Origin of the sequence: Nocardia sp. NPDC127606 (assembly GCF_042671725.1) — a bacterium.
Lineage (GTDB): Bacteria > Actinomycetota > Actinomycetes > Mycobacteriales > Mycobacteriaceae > Nocardia.
On sequence record NZ_JBHXWQ010000006.1, the window covers coordinates 99320 to 121242 of the forward strand.

Sequence of the window (21923 nt, forward strand, 5' to 3'; positions counted from 1 at the left end):
GGCACGTCACAAACGTCGCAGCGCGAAGAACGAAATGAGGCGAACACCAGCTGTGAGCAGCTCAACTTCCCAGTTCGGACAGAACCAGTGGCTAGTCGACGAGATGTATCAGAAGTTCAAACAGGACCCGTCCTCGGTCGACGCGAGTTGGCACGAGTTCCTCGCGGATTACACGCCGGAAGCCACCGAATCCGGTAACAGCCAGGCATCGGTCGCCTCCTCCGCTCCCTCCGCAGCCGCAGCCCCCAAGGCTGCCGCTGCACAGGCCCCGGCTCCCAAAGCCGTGGTAGCGACGGCACCGCCGAAGCCCGCCGCGGCTCCGGCCCCGGCCGCCGCTCCGGCCCCGGCTCCGGCCGCCAAGACCGTGCGCGCACCGCAGACCACACCTGCACCGGTGTCGAACGCACCGGCCACCACCGCGCCCAAGGCTGTCGCCGCCGGTCCGGAGAACAAGGTGCTGCGCGGCCCCGCCGCCGCGATCGCCAAGAACATGTCGGCCTCGCTGACGATCCCCACCGCGACGTCGGTGCGCGCGATCCCGGCCAAGCTGATGATCGACAACCGCCTGGTGATCAACAACCACCTGGCGCGCACCCGCGGCGGCAAGATCTCGTTCACCCACCTGCTGGGTTACGCGATCGTGCAGGCGATCAAGGCGTTCCCGAACCTGAACCGCCACTTCGCCGAGATCGACGGCAAGCCGAACTCGGTCACCCCGGCCCACACCAACCTGGGCCTGGCGATCGACCTCCAGGGCAAGGACGGCAACCGATCGCTGGCCGTGGCCGCCATCAAGGAAACCGAAGACATGAGCTTCGGTCAGTTCCACGCGGCCTACGAGGATGTCGTGCGCCGGGCACGCGAAGGCAAGCTCGGTAACGACGATTTCTCCGGCGTCACCATCTCGCTGACCAACCCCGGCACCATCGGCACCGTCCACTCGGTGCCGCGCCTCATGCCGGGCCAGGGCGCGATCATCGGTGCCGGTGCGATGGAGTACCCCGCCGAGTTCCAGGGCATGAGCGACGAGCGGATCGCCGATATCGGCGTCGGCAAGCTGATGACGCTGACCTCGACCTACGACCACCGCATCATCCAGGGTGCCGAGTCGGGCGATTTCCTGCGCACGATCCACAACCTGCTGATCTCCGACGAGTTCTACGACGAGATCTTCCACGGCCTCGGCGTGCCGTACGAGCCGATCCGCTGGCGCAAGGACATCAGCGCGCGCGGTGTCGACAAGAGCGCGCGCGTGCTCGAGATGATCGCGGCCTACCGCAACCGTGGTCACCTGATGGCCGACACCGATCCGCTGCGCCTGGTCAAGGACAAGTTCCGCAGCCACCCCGACCTCGACGTCACCGAGCACGGCCTCACCCTGTGGGACCTGGACCGCACCTTCGACGTGGGCGGTTTCCACGGCCAGGAGCGGATGAAGCTGCGCGATGTGCTGTCGATCCTGCGTGACGCGTACTGCCGCCACGTCGGTGTGGAGTACACCCACATCCTCGAGACCGATCAGCTCAAGTGGATGCAGGAGCGGGTCGAGCAGAAGCACGTCAAACCGACTGTCGCGCAGCAGAAGTACATCCTGAACCGGCTCAACGCAGCGGAGGCGTTCGAGACCTTCCTGCAGACCAAGTACGTCGGCCAGAAGCGTTTCTCGCTCGAAGGCGCCGAGGCCGTCATCCCGATGATGGACGCCACCATCGACCAGTGCGCCGAGTACGGCATGGACGAAGTCATCATCGGCATGCCGCACCGCGGTCGCCTCAACGTGCTGGCCAACATCGTCGGCAAGCCGTACTCGAAGATCTTCACCGAGTTCGAGGGCAACATGAACCCGGCGGCCACCCACGGCTCCGGCGACGTGAAGTACCACCTCGGTGCGCACGGCCAGTACCTGCAGATGTTCGGCGACAACGAGATCGAGGTCTCGCTCACCGCGAACCCCTCGCACCTGGAGGCGGTCGACCCCGTTCTCGAGGGCCTCGTGCGCGCCAAGCAGGACCTGCTCGACAAGGGCGACGGCCCCGACGGCTTCTCGGTGATGCCGCTGATGCTGCACGGCGACGCCGCGTTCGCCGGTCAGGGCGTGGTCGCCGAGACGCTGAACCTGTCGGGTCTGCGTGGTTACCGCGTCGGCGGCACCATCCACATCGTGGTGAACAACCAGATCGGCTTCACCACGGCGCCGGAGAACAGCCGCTCCACCGAGTACTCCACCGACATCGCGAAGTTCATCGGCGCGCCGATCTTCCACGTCAACGGTGACGACCCGGAGGCCTGCGACTGGGTCGCGCGCCTCGCGGTCGACTTCCGGCAGAAGTTCCGCAAGGACGTCGTCATCGACCTCGTCTGCTACCGCCGTCGCGGGCACAACGAGGGTGACGATCCCTCGATGACCCAGCCGGAGATGTACGACATCATCGACACCAAGCGTTCGGTGCGTAAGGCGTACACCGAATCGCTGATCGGCCGTGGCGACATCTCCATGAAAGAGGCCGAGGACGCGCTGCGCGACTACCAGGGTCAGCTGGAGCGTGTGTTCAACGAGGTCCGCGAGCTGGAGAAGTACGTTCCGGAGCCGTCGGAGTCCGTCGAGGACGACCAGAAGGTGCCCGCCACCGTGATCACCGCGGTGGACAAGTCGGTGCTGCAGCGCATCGGTGACGCGTTCCTGAACACTCCCGACGGTTTCAACGTGCACCCGCGCGTGAAGCCGGTGCTGGAGAAGCGTCGCGAGATGGCCTACGAGGGCAAGGTCGACTGGGCCTTCGCCGAGCTGCTGGCCTTCGGTTCGCTGATCGACCAGGGCCACGATGTGCGCCTGACCGGTCAGGATTCGCGTCGTGGCACGTTCACCCAGCGCCACTCGGTGATCATCGACCGGATCAATGCCGTCGAGTACACCCCGCTGCACAACATCGGTTCGGAGAAGCCGGGTTGGTTCGCGGTGCACGACTCGGCGCTGAGCGAGTACGCCGCCGTCGGTTTCGAATACGGCTACTCCCTGGGCAACCCCAACGCACTCGTGTTGTGGGAGGCGCAGTTCGGTGACTTCGTCAACGGCGCGCAGTCGATCATCGACGAGTTCATCTCCTCCGGTGAGGCCAAGTGGGGCCAGCTCTCCGACGTGGTGCTGCTGCTGCCGCACGGCCACGAGGGTCAGGGTCCCGACCACACCTCCGGTCGCATCGAGCGGTTCCTGCAGCTGTGCGCTGAAGGCTCGATGACCGTGGCGGTGCCGTCCACCCCGGCGAACTACTTCCACCTGCTGCGCAGGCACGCGCTCGACGGGATCCGTCGTCCGCTGATCGTCTTCACCCCGAAGTCGATGCTGCGCAACAAGGCCGTGGTGTCCGACGTCAAGGACTTCACCGAGTCGAAGTTCCGTTCGGTGTTCGACGAGCCCACCTACGAACAGGGCATCGGCGACACCGCCAAGGTCAAGCGCATCCTGCTGACCTCGGGCAAGCTCTACTACGAGCTGGCCGCGGAGAAGGCCAAGCACAAGCGCGAAGACGTGGCGATCGTCCGGATCGAACAGCTCTACCCGATCCCGACGTACCGCCTCAACGAGGCGCTGGCCAAGTACCCGAACGCGACCGACATCGCCTGGGTTCAGGAAGAGCCGGCCAACCAGGGCGCGTGGCCCTTCTTCGGCCTCAACCTCCCCGAGGTGTTGCCCGAGCGCCTCGGCCGTCTGCGCCGCATCTCGCGTCGCGCCATGTCGGCCCCGTCCTCGGGTTCGTCGAAGGTGCACGCCGTGGAGCAGGCCGAGATCATCGGCGAGGCTTTCGAGCCGACCACGTAGGTTCTTCTCGCACAACGGCCTGCGCCGGGTGGATCATCGCGATCCGCCCGGCGTTCGCCGTTTCCGGGGGTTCGCGCCCGGTTCGACGAGAGCTGGGTCACAGAGTTCTCTTATCCGGGCAGCACTTGCGCCTTACGGTGCCCGGGTAGTGTCCGCCCCGAACGACTGGACAGGAGCGTGGCATGGCGAACGGACGTAACGGATACCTGCTGTTGGGCGGGATCGCGTCGGTGGGGGCGGGCGCCGTGCATTTCATGGCGGCGGGGATGCACACCGAGCACGCCACGCTGGCGCGGCTGATGGTGGTGCTCGCCGCGATCCAGTGCGCGACCGGGCTGGCGGTCTTGCTGAGCGAGCGCAAGGTGGTCGTGAGCTCGATGCTCGCGGCGAATGCCTTCGCCGCCGCGGTGTGGGCGTTCACCCGGTTCGCCGATGTGGGGTGGATCGCCGGGTTGACCGCGGAGTCACCGCAGGTGGCCGACACCGTGTGCGCCGCGTTGGGGGCGCTGGCCGCCGTCGCCGCGGGCATCGGACTGCTCCGGCCCACCGCGACCCTGCCGCCGATGCGGTCCGGGATCGCGGCCGCGGCCGTGGGTGTGCTGGCGCTGGCGGCGATGCTCAACGGTGTCGGGCACGTCCACAGTCACGGCGGCACCGGCGATCACGCGCATGCCGCGGGCGATGACCACGCCCACGGCGCGGGCGACGAGCACGGCGCCGAGGCGAACTGGCCGCGCCCGTGGGATCCGACGAAGCCGATCGACCTGTCGGGTGTCAGCGGTGTGACGTCGGACCAGCAGTCGCGCGCGAGCAATCTGGTGCGCAGCACCCTGGACGGTCTGCCCGCCTTCTCGGATGTGAACAGCGTTGGTGCCCTGGGCTTCCGCTCGATCGGCGACTCTGCCACCGGGTACGAGCACTACATCAACATGAGCTACATCCGCGACAACAACTTCCTCGACCCCGCCCACCCGGAGTCGCTGGTCTATCGGGTCGACGGAACCAACCGCACCCTCGTGTCGGCGATGTACATCGCCAACGGCAAGAAGATCGACGACCCGAGCCTGGTGGACTTCGGCGGTTCTCTGATGCAGTGGCACGTCCACGACAATCTCTGCTGGAAGGCGGGCGACAACGGCCCCGTGGTCGCCGGTGTGCTCGACGCCCAGGGCAATTGCCCGCCCAACTCCATCAACCCCGGCTCGGGTAACCCGATGGTGCACGTCTGGATCGCCCCGCATCAGTGCGGTCCGTTCGCGGCGCTCGAAGGCCATGGCGCGGGTCAAGCGAGCGCCGACGGCCGGCGCACCGACACTTGCAGCCACGATCACGGCGGCGGCCACAAGTAGACCGTCACCTATCCGCCCGGCTGGACCCAGCGGCGCAGAGCGTCGATCGTGGATTCCGGAGACGTGTTGAAACAGAACCGGATGCCGGGCGCGAGGTCGGACGCGACATTGATCAACCGCTCGAACAGCAGAGTGTGTTCGGGCGCCATCCGCACGCCCGCGCCGATCATCGCGACCCGGAACTGCCCACCCGCCGCGCAGTCGCGCAGGACCGCTTCGGCCGCGTCGGGGTCGGCGGGGACCTGGCAGGAGACGATGTCGAAACCTGCTTCGCGCAAGGCGGTTTCGCCTGCGGCGATGCGGGCGGTCAGGGTGGCTTCGTCGATCTGCGGGTAGCGGGTGTAGTCGACGGCGCCGGGGTGCAGGCCGATCGACAGCACCGTGCTCGTCTTCGGTTGTGCCACTGGACTCTCCGTTCTCATCAGATAGGTGGTGATGCCGAGGCCGGCGAGCACCGCCACGAGCAGGGCGCCCGCTTTCACCACGACGTGGGGCCCGTTCGGTCGAAGAATCCGCCGGTCGGGCCGTCCCGGTCGGCCGTCGCCGCGGCGACGACGGCGTCGGTGCCTTCGGTGACGGTCTGGAAACCACTGTGCCCGTTGAGGTCGGTGGCGGTGTAGCCGGGATCGATCGCGTTGACCTTCATCTCGCCGAGTTCGCTCGCGTACATGACGGTGAGCATGTTCAGCGCCGCTTTGGTACTCGGGTAGCCGAGGGCGGGCGGCAGCAGGCCTTGCCACTTCGGGTCGGTGACCGTCGCGATCGAGCCGACACCGCTGGACACCATCACGATGCGGGGATGGTCGGACAGCCGCAGCAGCCCCACGAACGCGTTCGTCACCCGGATCGGGCCGAAGACGTTGGTCTCGAACACTTCCCGCAGATCGTCGGGCACGGTTTCGGAGGGTACGGTGCGCGGACCGCCGATGCCCGCGTTGTTGATGAGCACGTCGAGGCGGCCCGCCGTGGCCTTCACGAGGTCGGCGGCCGCGGCGACCGATTCGTCGGACGTCACATCGAGCGGGACGAATCGAACGTCGAACCCGGCCGCGGTGAATTCGGCGGCGGCGGCCTCGCCGAGCGCGGTGTCGCGGGCGGCGAGGAACACCTGCCAGCCCGCTTCGGCCAGCCTGCGCACCGTTTCCCGGCCGAGTCCCTTGTTGGCCCCGGTGACCAGGGCGATCGTTGTCGTCATGGCTCCAGCGTCGCGCCGGCGCGGCCCGGTCTCCAGTGCTGCCTCGGCATAGGACCCGCGGTACCACCCCTGATCCGCTGTCCTGCGGCACCATGGGAGGGGTGGACAGAGCGGAATTGGCGACGGTATTGCGCACCGCGCGTTCGCGGCTGACCCCCGCCGACGCGGGCCTGCCGGGCGGGTCACGCAGGCAGGTCCCCGGACTGCGGCGCGAGGAAGTGGCGAGCCTGGCCGGGGTGAGCGTCGACTACATCGTGCGACTGGAGCAGGGTCGCGGCCCTAAGCCGTCCGAGCAGGTGCTCGGCGCGCTGACCAGGGCGCTGCGGCTCACCGACGTCGACCGCGATCTCGTCTTCCGGCTCGCCGGGTCGGAACCGCCGCAGGCCGGACGGATTCCGATGGTGATCCGCCCCAGCGTGCTGCGGTTGCTGGATCGCCTGGCCGATCTGCCGGTGCTCGTGCTGTCGGCCAAATCCGATGTCCTCGCCTGGAATCCCTTGTCGGCGGCCCTGCTCGGTGATTTCTCCGCGATCCCGGTGGCCCGGCGCAACATCATGTGGCAGCGCTTCCTCGGCACCGGCATGGGCCGCGTCGTGATGACGCCCGAGGAGGCCGACAGCAACGCGGCCGCCTGCGTCGGCTGCCTGCGCGCGGTCAAAGCGACCTACCCCGACGACCCCGGCCTGACCCGCCTGCTCACCGAACTACGCACCGGCAGCCCCGAATTCGAGTCGCATTGGCAGGCAGGCCGTTCCAGCGCCATGCACAGCCTCACCAAAACCATCGCCCACCCCGACCTCGGCGCCCTCACCCTCGACTGCGACGCCATGCACGTCCCCGACGCCGACCAAACCATCATCATCTACTCCGCCGCTCCCTACACCCACACCGCCACCGCCCTCGACCTCCTCCGGGTAACCGGCCTCGAATCCTTCGCGACACCGCCCACCGAATAACAGATGGCCTCCACCGGGCTACTCGGATACGGTGCGTTACTCGCGAAGGAGTAACCGATGCCCACCGCACCACGCACCACCATCCTCTGGCGGCCGACCGGCCCCAAGGAGCTGGCGCTTGTCGCCGATTCCGGTTGGCGCACTTGGCCACCACGCCTTCCCGACCAGCCGATCTTCTACCCGGTCCTCAACGAGGCCTACGCGGTACTGATCGCCCGCGATTGGAATGTGCCCGCGTCCGGCGCGGGATACGTCACCCGCTTCGCAGTCCGAACCGACTACCTCGACAACTACGACGTGCAACAAGCCGGCGGCCGCGACATCCTCGAATACTGGATCCCCGCAGAGGATCTCGACGAATTCAACCGCAACATCGTCGGCGCGATCGAAGTCGTGCGCCGCTTCCCGGAAGGCGCGCCCCTGCCCGAAACGGCGTGACCAGGCCATCGAGGCTCAGGCGGCTCGGTCAGGGCCGTCACCGTAGGTCGGACACCGGGGTGCTGTGGACATCCCGGCGGTTCACCTGCTCATTGCGTGGCCGACGGCGCGGATCGTCGCCCGGAGACCCCGAATCGACAGCCGCAACCCCGGTTTTCAGGGCTACCGGTCGGTCGGTTCAGAGGGCAGCATCCATGTCGTCAACTGTGACAACACTTGTCGAAATTGGGAGTTTGCGTGTCGATCGGGAAATTCGTGATGGCGGGCGTGGCGATGGTGGCGCTCGGTGCGGTGGTGCCCGCTACCGCGGCGGCCGCGCCGACGGTGTCGGTCGCCGAGGCGGGCACCGGCAGTGCCGACGCGACCAGCGGGAGCGGCACGTTGGTGATGCTCATCGAAGAGCTGTTCAAGCCGTGCCCGTTCAGCAGCACCGTGTGCCCGGCCACCGATAACTGAGCCGACAGCGAAGGCCCCCGTCATCGGTTCGACGGGGGCCTTCGTGTCGAACCGAGTATCGATCGGGCCTACACGGACGCGGATTCGACGCGATCGGCTCGGTGTCCAGCCACCGCGGCAGCGGTTTCTTCCATGACGAGTTCCGCGTTGATCTGCGCACCCGCCATGGCCCCGGCCGCCGCGGCAGCGCCGACCTGGGCGGACGGGTCGGTGGCGTTGCCCGCGATCCAGACGCCGGGCACCGAGGTGCGGCCGACGGGATCGGCGGGGATGTGGTCGCCCATGCCGGAGGGGTGCGGTTCGGGAATCAGACCGAGTTCGGTGAGGAACGTCGCGCGGGTGTTCATGCGGGGCGCCACGACCAGCGCATCACGTTCGATGACGGTGCCGTCGGCGAGCTGGACGCCTGTCAGCCGGTCGGCGCCGAGCACCTCGACCACCGTGCCGTCGACGATCCGGATACCGCGTGCCACCAGCTTTTCCGCGTCTTCGGCACGCACGGGTTCGGCCGTGTGCGACAGGAAGACGATGTCGTCGCTGAGCTGACTGAACAGCAGCGCCTGGTGCACCGACATCGGACTGCTCGCCAGGACCGCGATGCGCTGCTCGCGCACTTCCCAGCCGTGGCAGTAGGGGCAGTGCAGAACGTCGTGGCCCCAGTGTTCGCGCAGCCCGGGAACATCGGGGAGCTCGTCGGCGAGTCCGGTGGCGACGAGAATGCGCCGGGCCGACACGGTGCGCCCGTCGGCGAGGGTCACCAGGAATTCCGCGCCCGTGGCGTTGCCCGCACGATCCACCGAGACAACCCGGCCCGACACGACGTGCCCGCCGTACCCACGTACCTCGGCTCGCCCGAGCTCGAGCAGCTCCAACGGCGACATCCCCTCGCGCCCGAGCAGTCCGTGCACCCCCTGAGCAGGCGCGTTGCGCGGTGACCCCGCGTCGATCACGGCCACCGAGCGCCGCGAACGCGCCAGCATCAGCGCCGCGTTCAGCCCGGCGGCTCCACCGCCGAGCACCACCACGTCGTACGAATCGTCCAGCTGTGTCATCTCGACCTCCTTCGAGCATCCACAGTGCAACCCAGCGCCAAATACTGGCAACCTTCTTTGCCGATATGGCAAAGTGATGAGCATGGACGACCTCGATCAAACCCTCGACTCGGTCGGTCCTCGGCTGCGTACGCTGCGCAAACAGCGCCAGACCACCCTCGCCGACCTGGCCCAGGAGACCGGTATCTCGGTCAGTACCCTGTCGCGTCTGGAATCCGGCGACCGCAAACCCACCCTGGAACTGCTGCTCCCCCTGGCCAAGGCGCACGGCGTCACCCTCGACGAACTCGTCGACGCCCCGCCCACCGGCGACCCGCGCATCCACCTGCGCCCGGTCACCCGCCACGGCATGACCATGCTCCCGCTCACCAAACGCGCGGGCGGCATCCAGGCGTTCAAGATGATCATCGCCCCCGGCGCCCGCAATCGACCGCAGACACCGCAGGTACACGAGGGCTACGAGTGGCTCTACGTCCTCAACGGACGCCTGCGCCTGATCCTCGGTGACAACGATCTGATTCTCACCCCGGGCGAAGCCGCGGAGTTCGACACCCATATCCCGCACTGGTTCGGCGCTGCCGACGAACAATCCGTCGAATTCATCAGCCTGTTCGGCAAACAGGGTGAGCGCGCGCACCTGCGCGCCCGCCCCAAATCCGACTAGGGCGGGCACGACGGGGGGCGAGCGCACTGAATTGTGCACTCGCCCCGACGGACTAACAGCGAGAATCAGCCGAGCGTGAAGCTCGCGCGTCCCGCGATGTGCTCCAATTCCTGGTGCTGGGGCAGGCTTTCGTCGGTGGTGACGATCCAGGCCTCCACCCGGCCCTTGCCGGGCGCGGTCCCGAACCCGACGATCACATTGTCCGGCGCGTGCAGGATCTGACCGTTCTCCACGGGGTGCGACTGGCCGTCGCTGTAGCCGGTGTCGAGATTGCGGAAGCGCACGGCCACCTGGTAGCGCTGGCAGAAGTCTCCGGTCTGGGTGATCGCCACCCGCACGCCGAAGGTGCCCGACTGCGGCTGCGGGACGGTCTGGGCGTTGATGATCGCCGCGCAGTTGGCGCCGGGAGTCCGGCTGAGCGTCGGCGTGAACACCGCGATCGGATCCGAGGGCAGCGCGCCGGCGGGCGCACCGAGCCCGACGAGGACGGCGCCGGTGGAAACAACCACGGCCGAGAGTTTGCGAAACGTGCTGTTCGTGAGAGTCATACCCACTTCGTCGTCCCGAACCGGCTTTCCGTTAGCCGCCGTCACGGTCACGATTCGGCATCTGAAGATCAACTGCCACAACGGATTTGACGGATGAATACCCTCATTCCATGCAGCGGCGGACGCCCCGGAGAACAGGGCATCTCATGACAAGTTCGCGACGCGCCCCTCGGTCCGTTAACAGAAATCTCAATCCCGCAGCGCGGCGATCAACGCCGGACTCAGCGCCAACGCGGGCAACGACTCCACCAGCAGGTCGACCAGCGACTCACGACTGATCGGCTTGTCGATCATCCAGGTGAGGATGGTCTCCTCGACGAAGGCGATCCAGCCGCGAATGGCCAAGGTGAGCCGGGCCAGATCGGGATCCTCGGGCGGCAGCGGCAGCTCGCTGACGATGAGATCGGTGATGGCGCCGCGGGTTTCGTTCACATAGCCGACCATGTCGGGGGTGACACTGGCGGGCCCGCGCAGCACGGAACGGTAGGACGCGGAGTGCTCGGTGGCGTAGTCGACGAACCGTTCGATCGAGTCGCGGAGCATGTCGAACAGCGACAGTTCACGGTTGGGCATGATCGCGACGAAGATCTCGGTGTTCACATGCCGGGCGATCGCCTGGTGGAATTCCTGCTTGGAAGCGAAGTAGTGGAACAGCAGGCCGCGCGAGATCCCCGCCTGCTTGGCGATGTCGTCGACCGAGACTTCCTCGAGCGTTCGGTCGGCCAGCATCTCGGCGCCGAGGGTGATCAGCTGTAGCCGACGCTCCTCGGGGCTGAGCCGCACACGCTTCGTCTCTCCCGCACTCCTGGTAGTCACACCGGCCATCTTAGCCACTACTGAATCTTGCTCAATAGCTGTTGACTCGGACTCAATAAGACCGTATTCTGCTTTACATGAGTCGCAAGGTCACAGACAACGTTGTCGAACCCCTGGTCGCCGAAACCCGCCACGTGAAGACGATCATCGTCGGCAGCGGGTTCGCCGGGCTCGGCCTGGCCATCCGCCTGAGCCAGGAGGGTCGCGACGACTTCCTCGTGCTCGAGCGCGGCAGCGAAGTCGGCGGCACCTGGCGCGACAACACCTACCCCGGTGCTGCCTGCGACGTGCCTTCGCACCTGTACTCGTACTCGTTCGCCCCGAACCCGGACTGGACCCGCTCGTTCTCCAAGCAGGGCGAGATCCAGGCCTACATCAAGAGCGTCGCCGAGCGTCACGACGTGCTCGACCGGCACATCTTCGACTGCGACGTGCAGAGCATCCGCTGGAACGACGCGGACGCACAGTGGGAGATCGGCTCCAGCAAGGGCAACTTCACCGCCGACACCGTGGTCTCCGCGGTCGGCGCGCTGTGTGAGCCGTCGCTACCCGACATCAAGGGCATCAACGACTTCGAGGGCGAGATCTTCCACTCCGCCCGCTGGAACCACGACGCCGACCTCACCGGCAAGCGCGTCGCGGTGATCGGCACCGGCGCCTCCTCGATCCAGATCGTGCCCGCCATCGCGAGCAAGGTCGCCACGCTCGACGTCTACCAGCGCACCGCGCCGTGGCTGCTGCCGCGCATGGACCGCCCGTATCTGCTGCCCGAGCGCTTGGCGTTCAAGCACATCCCCGCCGTGCAGCGGCTCTCGCGCGCGGCCATCTACGCCGCACGGGAAACCCAGGTCGTCGGCCTGACCCGCTTCCCCGTGCTGATGAAGGCCTTCGAGGCCCTCTCGCGCGCCAAGCTGCAGATCGAGATCCGCGATCCCGAACTGCGCAAGAAGGTCACCCCGAACTACCGGATCGGCTGCAAGCGCATGCTGATCTCCAACGAGTACTACCCCGCGCTGGATCGCGACAATGTCGACGTGATCACCGACGGCATCGCCCAGGTGAAGCCGGGCTCGATCGTCACCAAGGACGGCACCGAGCGCGAGATCGACGCGCTGATCGTGGCCACCGGCTTCCACGTCACCGACTCCCCGACCTACAACTCGATGGTCGGACGCGACGGGCGCACGCTGGCCGAGGTGTTCGACGAGATCGGCCAGCAGGCCTATAAGGGCTCGGCCATCGCGAACTTCCCCAATATGTTCTTCCTGGTCGGCCCGAACGTCGGCCTCGGCCACACCTCGATGGTGTACATGATCGAATCGCAGATCAACTACGTCAGCGACGCGCTGGCGGCGATCGACAAGCGCGGTCTGCGGACCGTCGAGGTGCGCGAAGACGCGCAGCGGGCCTACAACGCCGACCTGCAGGAAAAGTTGGGCAAGACCGTCTGGAACACTGGCGGCTGCGCCAGCTGGTATCTGGACAAGCACGGCAACAACACCACGTTGTGGCCGGACTTCACCTTCGAATTCCGTAGGCTCACACGGCATTTCGATGCCGACGCCTACACTACGACAACCGCAGACGCCGACAGGGAAGTGGTGGCAGCACAGTGAGCAAAGATGCTTACTTCACGAACAAGGTATGCGTGATCACCGGAGCGGGCTCCGGAATCGGCCGCGCACTGGCCGAGAACCTGGCCGCGCGCGGCGCCAAGCTGGCGCTGTCCGACATCGACGCCGAGGGCCTGGCCCAGACCGTCGCCTCCTGCGAGAAGCTGGGCGCACAGGTCAAGTCCGACCGGCTCAACGTTGCCGAGCGTGAGTCGTTCCTGGTCTACGCCGATCAGGTGAAGGCGCACTTCGGCGTCGTGCACCAGATCTACAACAACGCGGGCATCGCCTACCACGGTGACGTGATCAAGACCGAGTTCAAAGACATCGAACGCATCATGGATGTGGACTTCTGGGGCGTCGTCAACGGCACCAAGGCGTTCCTGCCGATGCTGATCGAGTCCGGCGACGGCCACGTCATCAATGTGTCCAGCCTCTTCGGCCTGGTCGCCGTGCCAGGCCAGGCCGCCTACAACTCGGCCAAGTTCGCGGTGCGCGGCTTCACCGAGGCGCTGTTCCAGGAGATGAAGGTCGCCAAGGCGCCCGTCAAGGTCACCTGCGTACACCCCGGTGGCATCAAGACCGCGGTCGCCCGCAACGCCACCTACGCCGAGGGCATGGACGGCGCCAACGCCGCCACGCTGTTCGACAAGTACCTGGCGATTCACACCCCGGAGATGGCCGCGCAGACCATCACCGAGGGTGTGCGCAAGGGCCAGGCCCGCGTGCTGATCGGCTGGGAGGCCAAGGTACTCGACGTGAGCGTGCGATTCCTCGCCTCCGGCTACAGCCGGATCTCGGCCGTGGTCAACGGCCGCTTCATGCCACACTGACGCTCCTCCAGACCTGAGGAAACTCCATGCGCGAGTTCAAGATTCCGCTGCCGATCGCCCGCACGGTGCTCGACCCGGTGTTCCGGGTGACACTCAACGCGCGACTACCGGTGGTGGTGCAGCGCGTTCTGCTCGACGCGGTCTCCCGGCTGCAGTTGGTGCCCGACGGTTCCGTCGTGCAGCACCTGCAGCTGGGCGGGCGCCCCGCCGAACGCGTGATCGCCGAGACCGCCATTCCGGGTTCGCGTACCCGGGCGGTCCCGCCGGAACGTGCCGCGGGCGCGATCTTGTACCTGCACGGCGGCGGCTACGTGGTCGGTTCCATCGCCACGCACCGTTCGCTGGTGGCCGGGCTCGCGCGCGAGACAGCGTGCGCGGTGTACTCGCTGGACTACCGGCTGGCCCCGGAGCACCCGTTCCCGGCCGGTCTCGACGACGCCGAAGCCGCGTTCCTCGACCTGGTCGGCAACGTCGGCTACCGGCCCGATCAGATCTGTCTGGCCGGTGACTCGGCGGGCGGCGGCCTGGCGATGGCACTGGCCCAGCGGCTGATCGAACGGCATCAGCTCACGCCCGCCGCGCTCGGCCTCATCGCGCCGTGGGTGGACCCCACCGAGGTGCCGAGCAAGGACCGCGACCTGGTGATCAACCGGGCGTGGTCGCAGGCGTGCGCCGCCCACTACCTGGGTGACGCCGCCGCCACGGAAGCGGGTTACGCCCCGCTGTCGGGCAACCTGATCGGCCTGCCGCCCACCTACGTACAGGTCGATGTGAGCGAACTCCTGCACGACCAGTGTTGCAAGCTCGTCTCAGCCCTGCGTGGAGCGGGCGTGCACGTCCGCTTCACCGAAACCCGCGGCCTCTGGCACGTCGCGCAACTGCAAGCCGCGCTGGTCACCGAGGCAGCGCTGGCACTCAGCGAACTCGCGGAATTCCTGCGAGAAGCAATTCAGCCGGTATCGATCAACGATTTACGATAAGTCCTGGTGACGGGCAATTCGGGCGGCGATATCGCGACCCGCGCGAACGTGTCGTAGATTACTGGCGAGTAGAACCCACTGGAAGGGCACAGATGCGAGAGTTCGAAGTTCCGGCTTCCTACACCATCCCGGACGATGCGAACAATTCCGACAACGTCTTCCGCTTCGCGCAGGAGACGCCGAACACGGTCTTGTTCAATGTCCCGAACGGCAGCGGCGGCTGGAATGACGTCACGGCGGCGCAGTTCGAGAAGGCCGTCATCGGCGTGGCCAAGGGCCTGATCGCCGCCGGCATCGAGCTGGGCGACCGCGTCGCGATCATGGCCGCCACCCGCTACGAGTGGTCGCTGCTCGACTTCGCGATCTGGGCCGCCGGTGGCGTGACCGTCGCGATCTACGACAGCTCGGCCGCCGAGCAGGCCAAGTGGATCCTGCAGGATTCCGAGACCAAGCTGCTGGTCGTCGAGAACGACAAGCACCGTGCCACGATCGACGAGATCGAAGCCGGTTCGCTGCCCGCGCTGGCCGAGACCATCCAGATCGACAAGGGCGCCATCGACACGCTCACCGAGCGCGGCGCCGATCTGGACGACTCCGTCGTGCACGAGCGTCGCAAGCAGGTCGGCGCGGCCTCCCCCGCGACCCTGATCTACACCTCGGGCACCACCGGCCGTCCCAAGGGCGTCCAGCTGACCCACGCGAACCTGTGGGCCGAGTCGCGTTCGGGTGGCATCGAACTCAGCGCGTTCGTCTCCGAGGGCCAGAAGACCCTGCTGTTCCTGCCGCTGGCGCACGTGTTCGCCCGCGCCGTCGCGCTGATCGCCTTCGATTCCAAGGTGACCATCCGCCACAGCTCGGACTGGACCACCCTGGTCGAGCAGTTCGGCGACTTCAAGCCGGACTTCATCCTCTCGGTGCCGCGCGTATTCGAGAAGGTCTTCAACTCCGCCAAGCAGAAGGCGCACGACGGCGGCAAGGGCAAGATCTTCGACGCCGCCGCGGAGACCGCCATCGCCTACAGCACGGCGCTCGAGACCAAGGGCGGCCCTGACCTGCTGCTCAAGCTCAAGCACTTCGTCTTCGACAAGCTGGTCTACAGCAAGCTGCGCGCGGCCCTCGGCGGCCAGTGCCTGGCCGCTGTCTCCGGTGGCGGCCCGCTGGGCGCGCGCCTGGGCCACTTCTTCCGCGGCGCCGGCGTGACGATCTACGAGGGCTACGGCCTGACCGAGACCACCGCCGCGTTCACCGTGAACACGCCCGCGTTCATCCGGGTCGGCTCGGTCGGTCGTCCGATCCAGGGCCACGCGGCCAAGATCGCCGAGGACGGCGAGCTGCTGCTCAAGGGCTCGGTCGTGTTCGACGGCTACTGGGGCAACGCCGAGGCCACCGAGGAGGCGTTCGAGGACGGCTGGTTCAAGACCGGCGACCTGGGCGCCATCGACGCCGACGGCTTCGTCACCATCACCGGTCGCAAGAAGGAAATCCTGGTCACCGCGGGCGGCAAGAACGTCTCCCCCGCGGTCCTCGAGGACTCCCTGCGCGCGCACCCGCTGATCAGCCAGGTCATGGTCGTCGGTGACGGCCAGCCCTTCATCGGCGCGCTGATCACCCTCGACCCGGAGGCCCTGCCGGGCTGGAAGGATCGCAACGGCGTCGCCGCCGACACCGCGATCGAGACCCTGATCGAGAACCCGGCGCTGGTCGCCGAGGTGCAGGCCGCGATCGACGAGACCAACAAGAAGGTCTCCAAGGCCGAGGCGATCAAGAAGATCCGCATCCTCCCGGTCGACTGGACCCAGGAGGGCGGCGAGCTCACCCCGAAGATGTCGCTCAAGCGCGCCGTCGTCATGAAGCAGTACGCGGGCGAAGTAGACAAGATCTACTCCTGATCCCACGCATACGAAAGGCCGGTTGCGTTCGCGCAACCGGCCTTTCGGCTGTTCAGAACCGTTGCGCCGCGAATTGTGCTGCGGTGACGGTCATTCCGTTGATGCTGTAGAGGCTGTGCACGGCATCGGGTTGGGCGAGTGGGGATCCGTCGCAGATGTTGTCCGAGGGGACACACAGCTCGATGGTCTTGTTCTTGTAGAGCGCGCCGACCGAGACCGCCGGTGCGTCCGCGTCGGCCATGAACCGATCCGACGGTTTGCCGAACAGCGCGACCGCCGCGACGTGCTCGGCCACCTCGGGCGCCATCGGCTCCGGCAGATACATCTCGTACTCCGGCAGCACACCCTCCGGCACACCGACGCCGGTCGCGAAACCGGCCAGCGCCGCGCCTTGGGAATATCCGCCGAGGACGATCCGGGCGCTCGGGCAGTTCGCCGCGAGGTATTCGACCCGTCGCTGGGCATCACCGATCCCCTCCACGACGGTGCGCGCGAAGGCCAGCCGGTCGGCGAAGTCGCTGCTGGCCGGGTAGTCGACGCCGTACGAGCCGACCGAGCGTCCGCCCGCGTTCGCGCGCAGCGCTTCGACGAAGGAGATACCGGTCAGACCGAGTTCGCCACCCGGCTCGGCGGTCCCGCGAGCGAACACCACCTCGATATCGGAACAGGGTGCGGCGGTAGCGGAATGGGTGGGCGATACCAGGGGAATCGCGGCTGCCAAGAAGACTGCAGACACGAATCGCGAAAAGGAACGTGCTGTCATTCCGCGCAGACTACCGACCGCGACCGTTCACCATCGCCTCGCCTCGGCCCGACGCGCCGCCGGGTGAGCGACTGCCCCGTCGTTCAGGCCACGCTCAACTCCCTGGACCGCAGCACCCGCAGACCCGCGACGCCGATCGCCAGATCGGCCGCGATCTCGAATAGTGCCGCGAACCAAGAGAATCCGGTGACCGCGGAGGCGGCGGGCGCGTTGATGAAGCTGTCGCTGAGCGGACCGAACCAGTCCGGGAGCAGGTGCACGATCGTGAAACCGATCGCGCTCGCGAAGCCGATGAACACCGCGGCGCGTGGGGCTGCCGGATGCCTGCGGAACACCAGGAACACCGTGAACAGGGCGAAGAGGATCTGCAGGGTGCCGAGGGCGTTCACCAGCGATGAGGTGGCGTCCATGCCGCGGCGTAGGTGGTCGGCGCCGTGAACCAGGAGGGCGACGGCGACGACCGCCGTCGTGGCGCGCAGTGTCGAGTCCGGTGCTGTCTCGGTCATCATGTCTCCTGCCGAGCGGGATCGCTTCTACTACACAGTGTAGTTTTGATCGCCGATCCGCGGGAGGTGTTCGGCCGTCACAAATCGGTCACCGGGGCGATCCGGCCGCGACGTACGCTCTGTACATGGCGTTCTTGCGGGCGGTGGCCGGGATCGTGGCCGCGGCACTGGTACTCGGTGTGGCGGAGTTGGTCGCGGTGTTCACCGGGTCCGGGAGCGCACCCGCCTACGCACTCGGCGCGACGGTGGTCGACCACACCCCCGACGGGATCAGGGAATGGGCGATCTCCACCTTCGGAACCAACGACAAGGCTGTGCTGTTCGTGTGCATGGGCATTGTGGCGGTTGTCGTCGCAGGGATCGCCGGGTACTTCGAGCGGCCGGCTCGACCGGTGGGGTCGGTCGCGTTCGCGATTTTCGGCGTGGTCGCCGCCGTCATCGGGACCGGGAGAGTCGGCGGGTTCGCCGGTGCGCTGCCCGCGCTGATCGGCACCGCCGCGGGGATTCTCGCATTGCGAGGATTGACCAGACGGATCGATGACACCTCCGACGCACGGCGATCGGCGACGGAACCCGCTGCGCCACAACTCGGTGCAGCCACCACGACGTCGGACGTGAACGGCGATGAAAGCCCGGTCCGCGCCGACGCATCGATCGCAGGGGCCGGGCGGCGGCGCGTACTCGGCGGCATCGCGGCGACCGGGGTACTCGCTCTCGGCGCCGGGCTCGCGGGTCGGCTGCTCGGCGGTGCTCGCCACGACGTGACGGCCGAGCGCGAGACCGTCGAATTGCCCAGGGCGACAGCACCGTTGCCGGAGCTGGCGCCGGATGCCGATCTCCGGGTGCCAGGACTCACTTCGTACATCACCCCGAACAGCGACTTCTACCGGATCGATACCGCGCTGATCGTTCCCCAGGTGTCCACAGACTCCTGGTCCCTGCGCATCCACGGGATGGTCGACCAGGAAATCACCCTCACCTGGGACGATCTCCTGTGCCGCACCCCGGTCGAACGCCTGGTGACCCTGGCCTGCGTGTCCAATCCGATCAACAGCGACCTCATCGGCAACGCCCGTTGGCTGGGCTACCGACTCGACGAACTGCTCGCCGAAGCGCGTCCGCACCCCGACGCCGACATGGTGCTGTCCCACAGCAAAGACGGCTGGACCGCGGGCAGTCCGCTCTCCGTGCTCACCGACGGCCGCGACGCCCTCCTCGCCATCGGCATGAACGGCGAACCTCTTCCCGTCCAGCACGGCTACCCCGCTCGCCTCGTCGTTCCCGGCCTCTACGGCTACGTCTCCGCCACCAAATGGGTCACCGAGCTCGAGGTCACCCGCTTCGACGCGGCCACGGCCTACTGGACCCGCCGCGGCTGGTCGGCGCAGGGCCCGATCAAAACCGGCACCCGCATCGACACCCCACGCGGGCGCGGCCGAATCCCGCAGGGCCGCACCGTGATCGCCGGTGTCGCCTGGGCCCAGCATCGCGGCGTCACCGGCGTCGAGGTGCAGGTCGACAACGGCGACTGGCGCCCGGCCCGCCTGTCCACCGAGGTCACCGTCGACACCTGGCGCCAGTGGACCTACGACTGGGAAGCCACCCCCGGCCAGCACACCCTGCGCGCCCGTAGCATCGACACCACCGGTCAGCCACAGACCGCCGTCGAACAAGGCGTCGTCCCCGACGGCGCCACCGGCTATCCCACCCTCACCATCCAGGTGAACTGAACCTGCCCGCCACGTTCGCACGTGACGGGCAGGCGATTCGACACTGGCGATCAGGCCGAAGCGTCGGCCTTCTCCCGCGTGGGAGCGTTTCCGGCGGACTTACCGTGACCGACGAACAGCGCCGAGGCGATGACGCCGATCACCAGGATCGAGGCGGGCAGGATCATCGACTGGGCCAGCGCGGTGCTGAACTCGTCGATGATCTGCGGCGGGAGCGGGCCGGTGGCCGCGCCTTCACCGACCGGGCCGCCACCGCCGAGGCCGTTGGCGGTCAGGCGGGCGGCGATCAGGGCGCTGATCGCGGCACTACCGAGGACCGAGCCGACCTGGCGGGTGGTGTTGTAGATACCGGCGCCGGCACCCGCCTGGGTGACCGGCAGGTTGTGGGTGGCCGTCGTGGCGAGCGGAGCCCAGATGCAGGCGTTGGCCAAGCCCGCGACGGCCGCGGCGAGCAGGAACCAGACGATCGACGAATCCGGGCTCATGAGCGCGCCGAACGACGCCACCGAACCGGCGAACAGCACGAATCCGATCGTCGGCAGCAGCCGGGGCGGCAGCTTGTCCGACACCTTGCCGATGAACGGCGCGGTGAAACCGGTGATGATCGCCATCGGCGCGAAGACCAGCGCCGACATGGTCGGCGTCATCTCGCGCACCGCCTGCAGGTAGAAGTACGAGGGCACCATCATCGAGGTGATCGCGGCGCCCATCGCGGCGATCGCCAGGTTCGACAGCGCGAAATTGCGGTCCCGGAACAGGCTCAGCGGCACCAGCGGTTCGCCCTTGTTGCGCGCCTGGTTGATCACGAACACCACCAGCATCACCACGCCGAAACCGATCAGCAGCCAGATCCGCAGCGACCAGTCCTGCGAATTGCCCTCCTGGATACCGAAAACCAGGGCGAGCATGCCGACTCCGCTGAGGACCACGCCGACGATGTCGAACTTGTGGTCGCTGGTCGGCAGCGCGGGCACCAGCCACACGGCCAGGCCGAACGCGATGATGCCCACCGGCACGTTGACGAAGAAGATCCATTCCCAGCCGAGGTTGTCGACCAGCACGCCACCGAGGATGGGGCCGATCAGCGTCGCCAGCCCGGCGACGCCACCCCACAGGCCCATCGCGGCGCCGCGCTTGTCCGGCGCGAAGGTGCGGGTGATCACGGCCATCGTCTGCGGCGTCATCAGCGCGGCGCCGATGCCCTGGGCGGCGCGCGCGGCGATCAGCATGCCGATGCTGCCGGACAGGCCGCACCACAGCGAGGCGCCGGTGAAGATCGCGAGGCCGATCAGGTAGATGTTCTTCGGCCCGAACTTGTCACCGAGCCGACCGGTGACCAGCAGCGGCACCGCATAGGTGAGCAGGTAGGCGCTGGTGACCCAGATGACGTTGGAGATGTCGGTGCTGAGGTCGGTCATGATGGCCGGATTGGCGACCGCGACGATCGTCATGTCCAGCAGGATCATGAAGAACCCGACCACCAGCGCGAAGAGCGCTAGCCACGGATTGCGTTGGGTGGTCATCGAATTCGTTCCAATCGAGGAGAAGGATTCAGCTTCGGGCGGCCCAGCGGGGCCGGGGCGCGGCTTCGGGGGAATCCCCACTGGGCCATTCGTGGATGTGATCGTCGGTGATCCGTTCGCCGGTGTCGGGGTCGTACTGCTCCCACGGCACGGCACCGCTGCCGAGTTCGGCGGCGAAGTCTTCGATCCACGTGAGCTCGGCGTGGATGGTGGCGCGAATGTATTCCAGGACAACGAAATAGCGGCGCGGGATGGCACGGCTGCGCGTCCAGTCGAGCAGCACGTCCATGTCGGCCAGCGACTGAGTCAGGTACTCCACGCGCTCGTCGAGCAATGCGACGACCTGTTCTTGCGGAAGGGTGTGTGCTTCGGCCAACGCCACCCGGAAGATCGGATATTCCTGCACCGGTGTCCGCAGCAGGTCAGCGATCCGCCCCCGCAGCGCGGTCCGCCCGGAATCGGTGATCCGATAGGTGGTCCGCTCCGGCCGGTTCCCGGCCCGGCCGATCCCCTCCGCCGCCACCATCTCGTCGTCGGCCAGCCGGGCCACCACGTGATACAGCGACCCGGGCCGCACCTTGACCAGCAGATCCTCCCGCCGAGTGATCAGCAGTTGATACATCTCGTACGGATGCATCGGCCGCTCGTCGAGCAACCCGAGCACCGCGATAGCCAACGGCGTCATCACATTCCGCCCGGGCTGCCCCACCCCGCCACCTCCACTCAGCACTATGTTCCACACCAAATATTCCAGTAGGAATATACGGAGCGGAACATAGCTTGGCAAGGGCGCGA

20 protein-coding genes are annotated in these 21923 nt (G+C 67.3%); 11 read left to right on the forward strand and 9 right to left on the reverse strand.

Translation table 11 applies throughout. The features are described from left to right. The first annotated feature begins 34 nt into the window (after window positions 1-34). Window positions 35-3817 carry a multifunctional oxoglutarate decarboxylase/oxoglutarate dehydrogenase thiamine pyrophosphate-binding subunit/dihydrolipoyllysine-residue succinyltransferase subunit gene (locus ACFVJ5_RS24950; RefSeq protein WP_379223544.1) on the forward strand — a complete coding sequence of 1261 codons (3783 nt, stop codon included), beginning with the start codon at window positions 35-37 and terminating at the stop codon, window positions 3815-3817. 182 nt (window positions 3818-3999) lie between these two features. Continuing rightward, window positions 4000-5166: a hypothetical protein gene (locus ACFVJ5_RS24955; RefSeq protein WP_379223546.1), complete on the forward strand. Its 1167-nt coding sequence runs from the start codon at window positions 4000-4002 to the stop codon at window positions 5164-5166. 8 nt (window positions 5167-5174) lie between these two features. Here the strand turns inward: ACFVJ5_RS24955 and ACFVJ5_RS24960 are convergent, their stop codons facing one another. Beyond that, window positions 5175-5651: a hypothetical protein gene (locus ACFVJ5_RS24960; protein WP_379223548.1), complete on the reverse strand. Its 477-nt coding sequence runs from the start codon at window positions 5649-5651 to the stop codon at window positions 5175-5177. Then, complete coding sequence (locus ACFVJ5_RS24965; protein ID WP_379223550.1) at window positions 5645-6361, reverse strand: SDR family NAD(P)-dependent oxidoreductase; 717 nt, start codon at window positions 6359-6361, stop codon at window positions 5645-5647. The genes ACFVJ5_RS24960 and ACFVJ5_RS24965 overlap by 7 nt, the downstream gene beginning before the upstream one ends. Window positions 6362-6462: 101 nt before the next feature. On the opposite strand from ACFVJ5_RS24965, the gene ACFVJ5_RS24970 reads away from it, so the two are divergent. The 3 genes from ACFVJ5_RS24970 to ACFVJ5_RS24980 all read left to right on the forward strand — a co-directional run bounded on the left by ACFVJ5_RS24970 (window position 6463) and on the right by ACFVJ5_RS24980 (window position 8211). Beyond that, window positions 6463-7317, forward strand: coding sequence for a helix-turn-helix transcriptional regulator (locus tag ACFVJ5_RS24970; protein ID WP_379223551.1), 855 nt, complete (start codon window positions 6463-6465; stop codon window positions 7315-7317). A gap of 57 nt (window positions 7318-7374) precedes the next feature. Further along, window positions 7375-7755, forward strand: coding sequence for an ADP-ribosylation/crystallin J1 (locus tag ACFVJ5_RS24975; RefSeq protein ID WP_379223552.1), 381 nt, complete (start codon window positions 7375-7377; stop codon window positions 7753-7755). 237 nt (window positions 7756-7992) lie between these two features. Then, window positions 7993-8211, forward strand: coding sequence for a hypothetical protein (locus ACFVJ5_RS24980; protein WP_379223553.1), 219 nt, complete (start codon window positions 7993-7995; stop codon window positions 8209-8211). Window positions 8212-8279: 68 nt separating this feature from the next. Here ACFVJ5_RS24980 and ACFVJ5_RS24985 read toward each other — a convergent pair whose 3' ends face one another. Beyond that, the gene (locus tag ACFVJ5_RS24985; RefSeq protein ID WP_379223554.1) at window positions 8280-9263 is read right to left on the reverse strand and encodes an NAD(P)/FAD-dependent oxidoreductase; all 984 of its coding nucleotides are present in this window, start codon (window positions 9261-9263) and stop codon (window positions 8280-8282) included. A gap of 82 nt (window positions 9264-9345) precedes the next feature. Between ACFVJ5_RS24985 and ACFVJ5_RS24990 the strand changes: the two genes are divergently transcribed. Then, window positions 9346-9927, forward strand: a complete 582-nt coding sequence (locus ACFVJ5_RS24990) for a helix-turn-helix domain-containing protein (protein WP_379223555.1) — start codon at window positions 9346-9348, stop codon at window positions 9925-9927. A 65-nt stretch (window positions 9928-9992) separates the two neighbouring features. Here ACFVJ5_RS24990 and ACFVJ5_RS24995 read toward each other — a convergent pair whose 3' ends face one another. Together ACFVJ5_RS24995 and ACFVJ5_RS25000 are read right to left on the reverse strand one after the other, a co-directional pair. After that, complete coding sequence (locus ACFVJ5_RS24995; protein WP_379223557.1) at window positions 9993-10436, reverse strand: hypothetical protein; 444 nt, start codon at window positions 10434-10436, stop codon at window positions 9993-9995. 228 nt (window positions 10437-10664) lie between these two features. Further along, window positions 10665-11300 (reverse strand): TetR/AcrR family transcriptional regulator, encoded by a 636-nt coding sequence (locus ACFVJ5_RS25000; protein ID WP_379223559.1) that lies wholly within the window; start codon window positions 11298-11300, stop codon window positions 10665-10667. A gap of 68 nt (window positions 11301-11368) precedes the next feature. Here ACFVJ5_RS25000 and ACFVJ5_RS25005 point away from each other — a divergent pair, with 68 nt between their 5' ends. The 4 genes from ACFVJ5_RS25005 to ACFVJ5_RS25020 all read left to right on the forward strand — a co-directional run bounded on the left by ACFVJ5_RS25005 (window position 11369) and on the right by ACFVJ5_RS25020 (window position 16606). Continuing rightward, window positions 11369-12907 (forward strand): flavin-containing monooxygenase, encoded by a 1539-nt coding sequence (locus tag ACFVJ5_RS25005; protein WP_379223561.1) that lies wholly within the window; start codon window positions 11369-11371, stop codon window positions 12905-12907. Further along, the gene (locus ACFVJ5_RS25010) at window positions 12904-13737 is read left to right on the forward strand and encodes an SDR family NAD(P)-dependent oxidoreductase (protein WP_379223563.1); all 834 of its coding nucleotides are present in this window, start codon (window positions 12904-12906) and stop codon (window positions 13735-13737) included. Before ACFVJ5_RS25005 ends, ACFVJ5_RS25010 begins: the two co-directional genes overlap by 4 nt. A 26-nt stretch (window positions 13738-13763) precedes the next feature. Beyond that, window positions 13764-14717, forward strand: coding sequence for an alpha/beta hydrolase (locus ACFVJ5_RS25015; protein ID WP_379223565.1), 954 nt, complete (start codon window positions 13764-13766; stop codon window positions 14715-14717). A 92-nt stretch (window positions 14718-14809) separates the two neighbouring features. Then, complete coding sequence (locus ACFVJ5_RS25020; protein WP_379223567.1) at window positions 14810-16606, forward strand: AMP-dependent synthetase/ligase; 1797 nt, start codon at window positions 14810-14812, stop codon at window positions 16604-16606. A 52-nt stretch (window positions 16607-16658) separates the two neighbouring features. On the opposite strand, the gene ACFVJ5_RS25025 is transcribed toward ACFVJ5_RS25020, so the two are convergent. Together ACFVJ5_RS25025 and ACFVJ5_RS25030 are read right to left on the reverse strand one after the other, a co-directional pair. Then, entirely contained in the window at window positions 16659-17369 is a 711-nt protein-coding gene (locus tag ACFVJ5_RS25025) for a cutinase family protein (protein ID WP_379223568.1), read from the reverse strand. Window positions 17370-17452: 83 nt separating this feature from the next. After that, a complete protein-coding gene (locus ACFVJ5_RS25030) occupies window positions 17453-17875 on the reverse strand; it encodes a hypothetical protein (RefSeq protein ID WP_379223570.1) in 423 nt (140 codons plus the stop codon). Window positions 17876-18000: 125 nt separating this feature from the next. Here ACFVJ5_RS25030 and ACFVJ5_RS25035 point away from each other — a divergent pair, with 125 nt between their 5' ends. Next, window positions 18001-19605, forward strand: coding sequence for a molybdopterin-dependent oxidoreductase (locus ACFVJ5_RS25035; RefSeq protein WP_379223572.1), 1605 nt, complete (start codon window positions 18001-18003; stop codon window positions 19603-19605). Between the two features lie 50 nt (window positions 19606-19655). On the opposite strand, the gene ACFVJ5_RS25040 is transcribed toward ACFVJ5_RS25035, so the two are convergent. Together ACFVJ5_RS25040 and ACFVJ5_RS25045 are read right to left on the reverse strand one after the other, a co-directional pair. Then, the gene (locus ACFVJ5_RS25040; protein ID WP_379223573.1) at window positions 19656-21128 is read right to left on the reverse strand and encodes a DHA2 family efflux MFS transporter permease subunit; all 1473 of its coding nucleotides are present in this window, start codon (window positions 21126-21128) and stop codon (window positions 19656-19658) included. Window positions 21129-21156: 28 nt separating this feature from the next. Beyond that, entirely contained in the window at window positions 21157-21813 is a 657-nt protein-coding gene (locus tag ACFVJ5_RS25045; protein ID WP_379223575.1) for a PadR family transcriptional regulator, read from the reverse strand. Window positions 21814-21923: the final 110 nt, after the last annotated feature.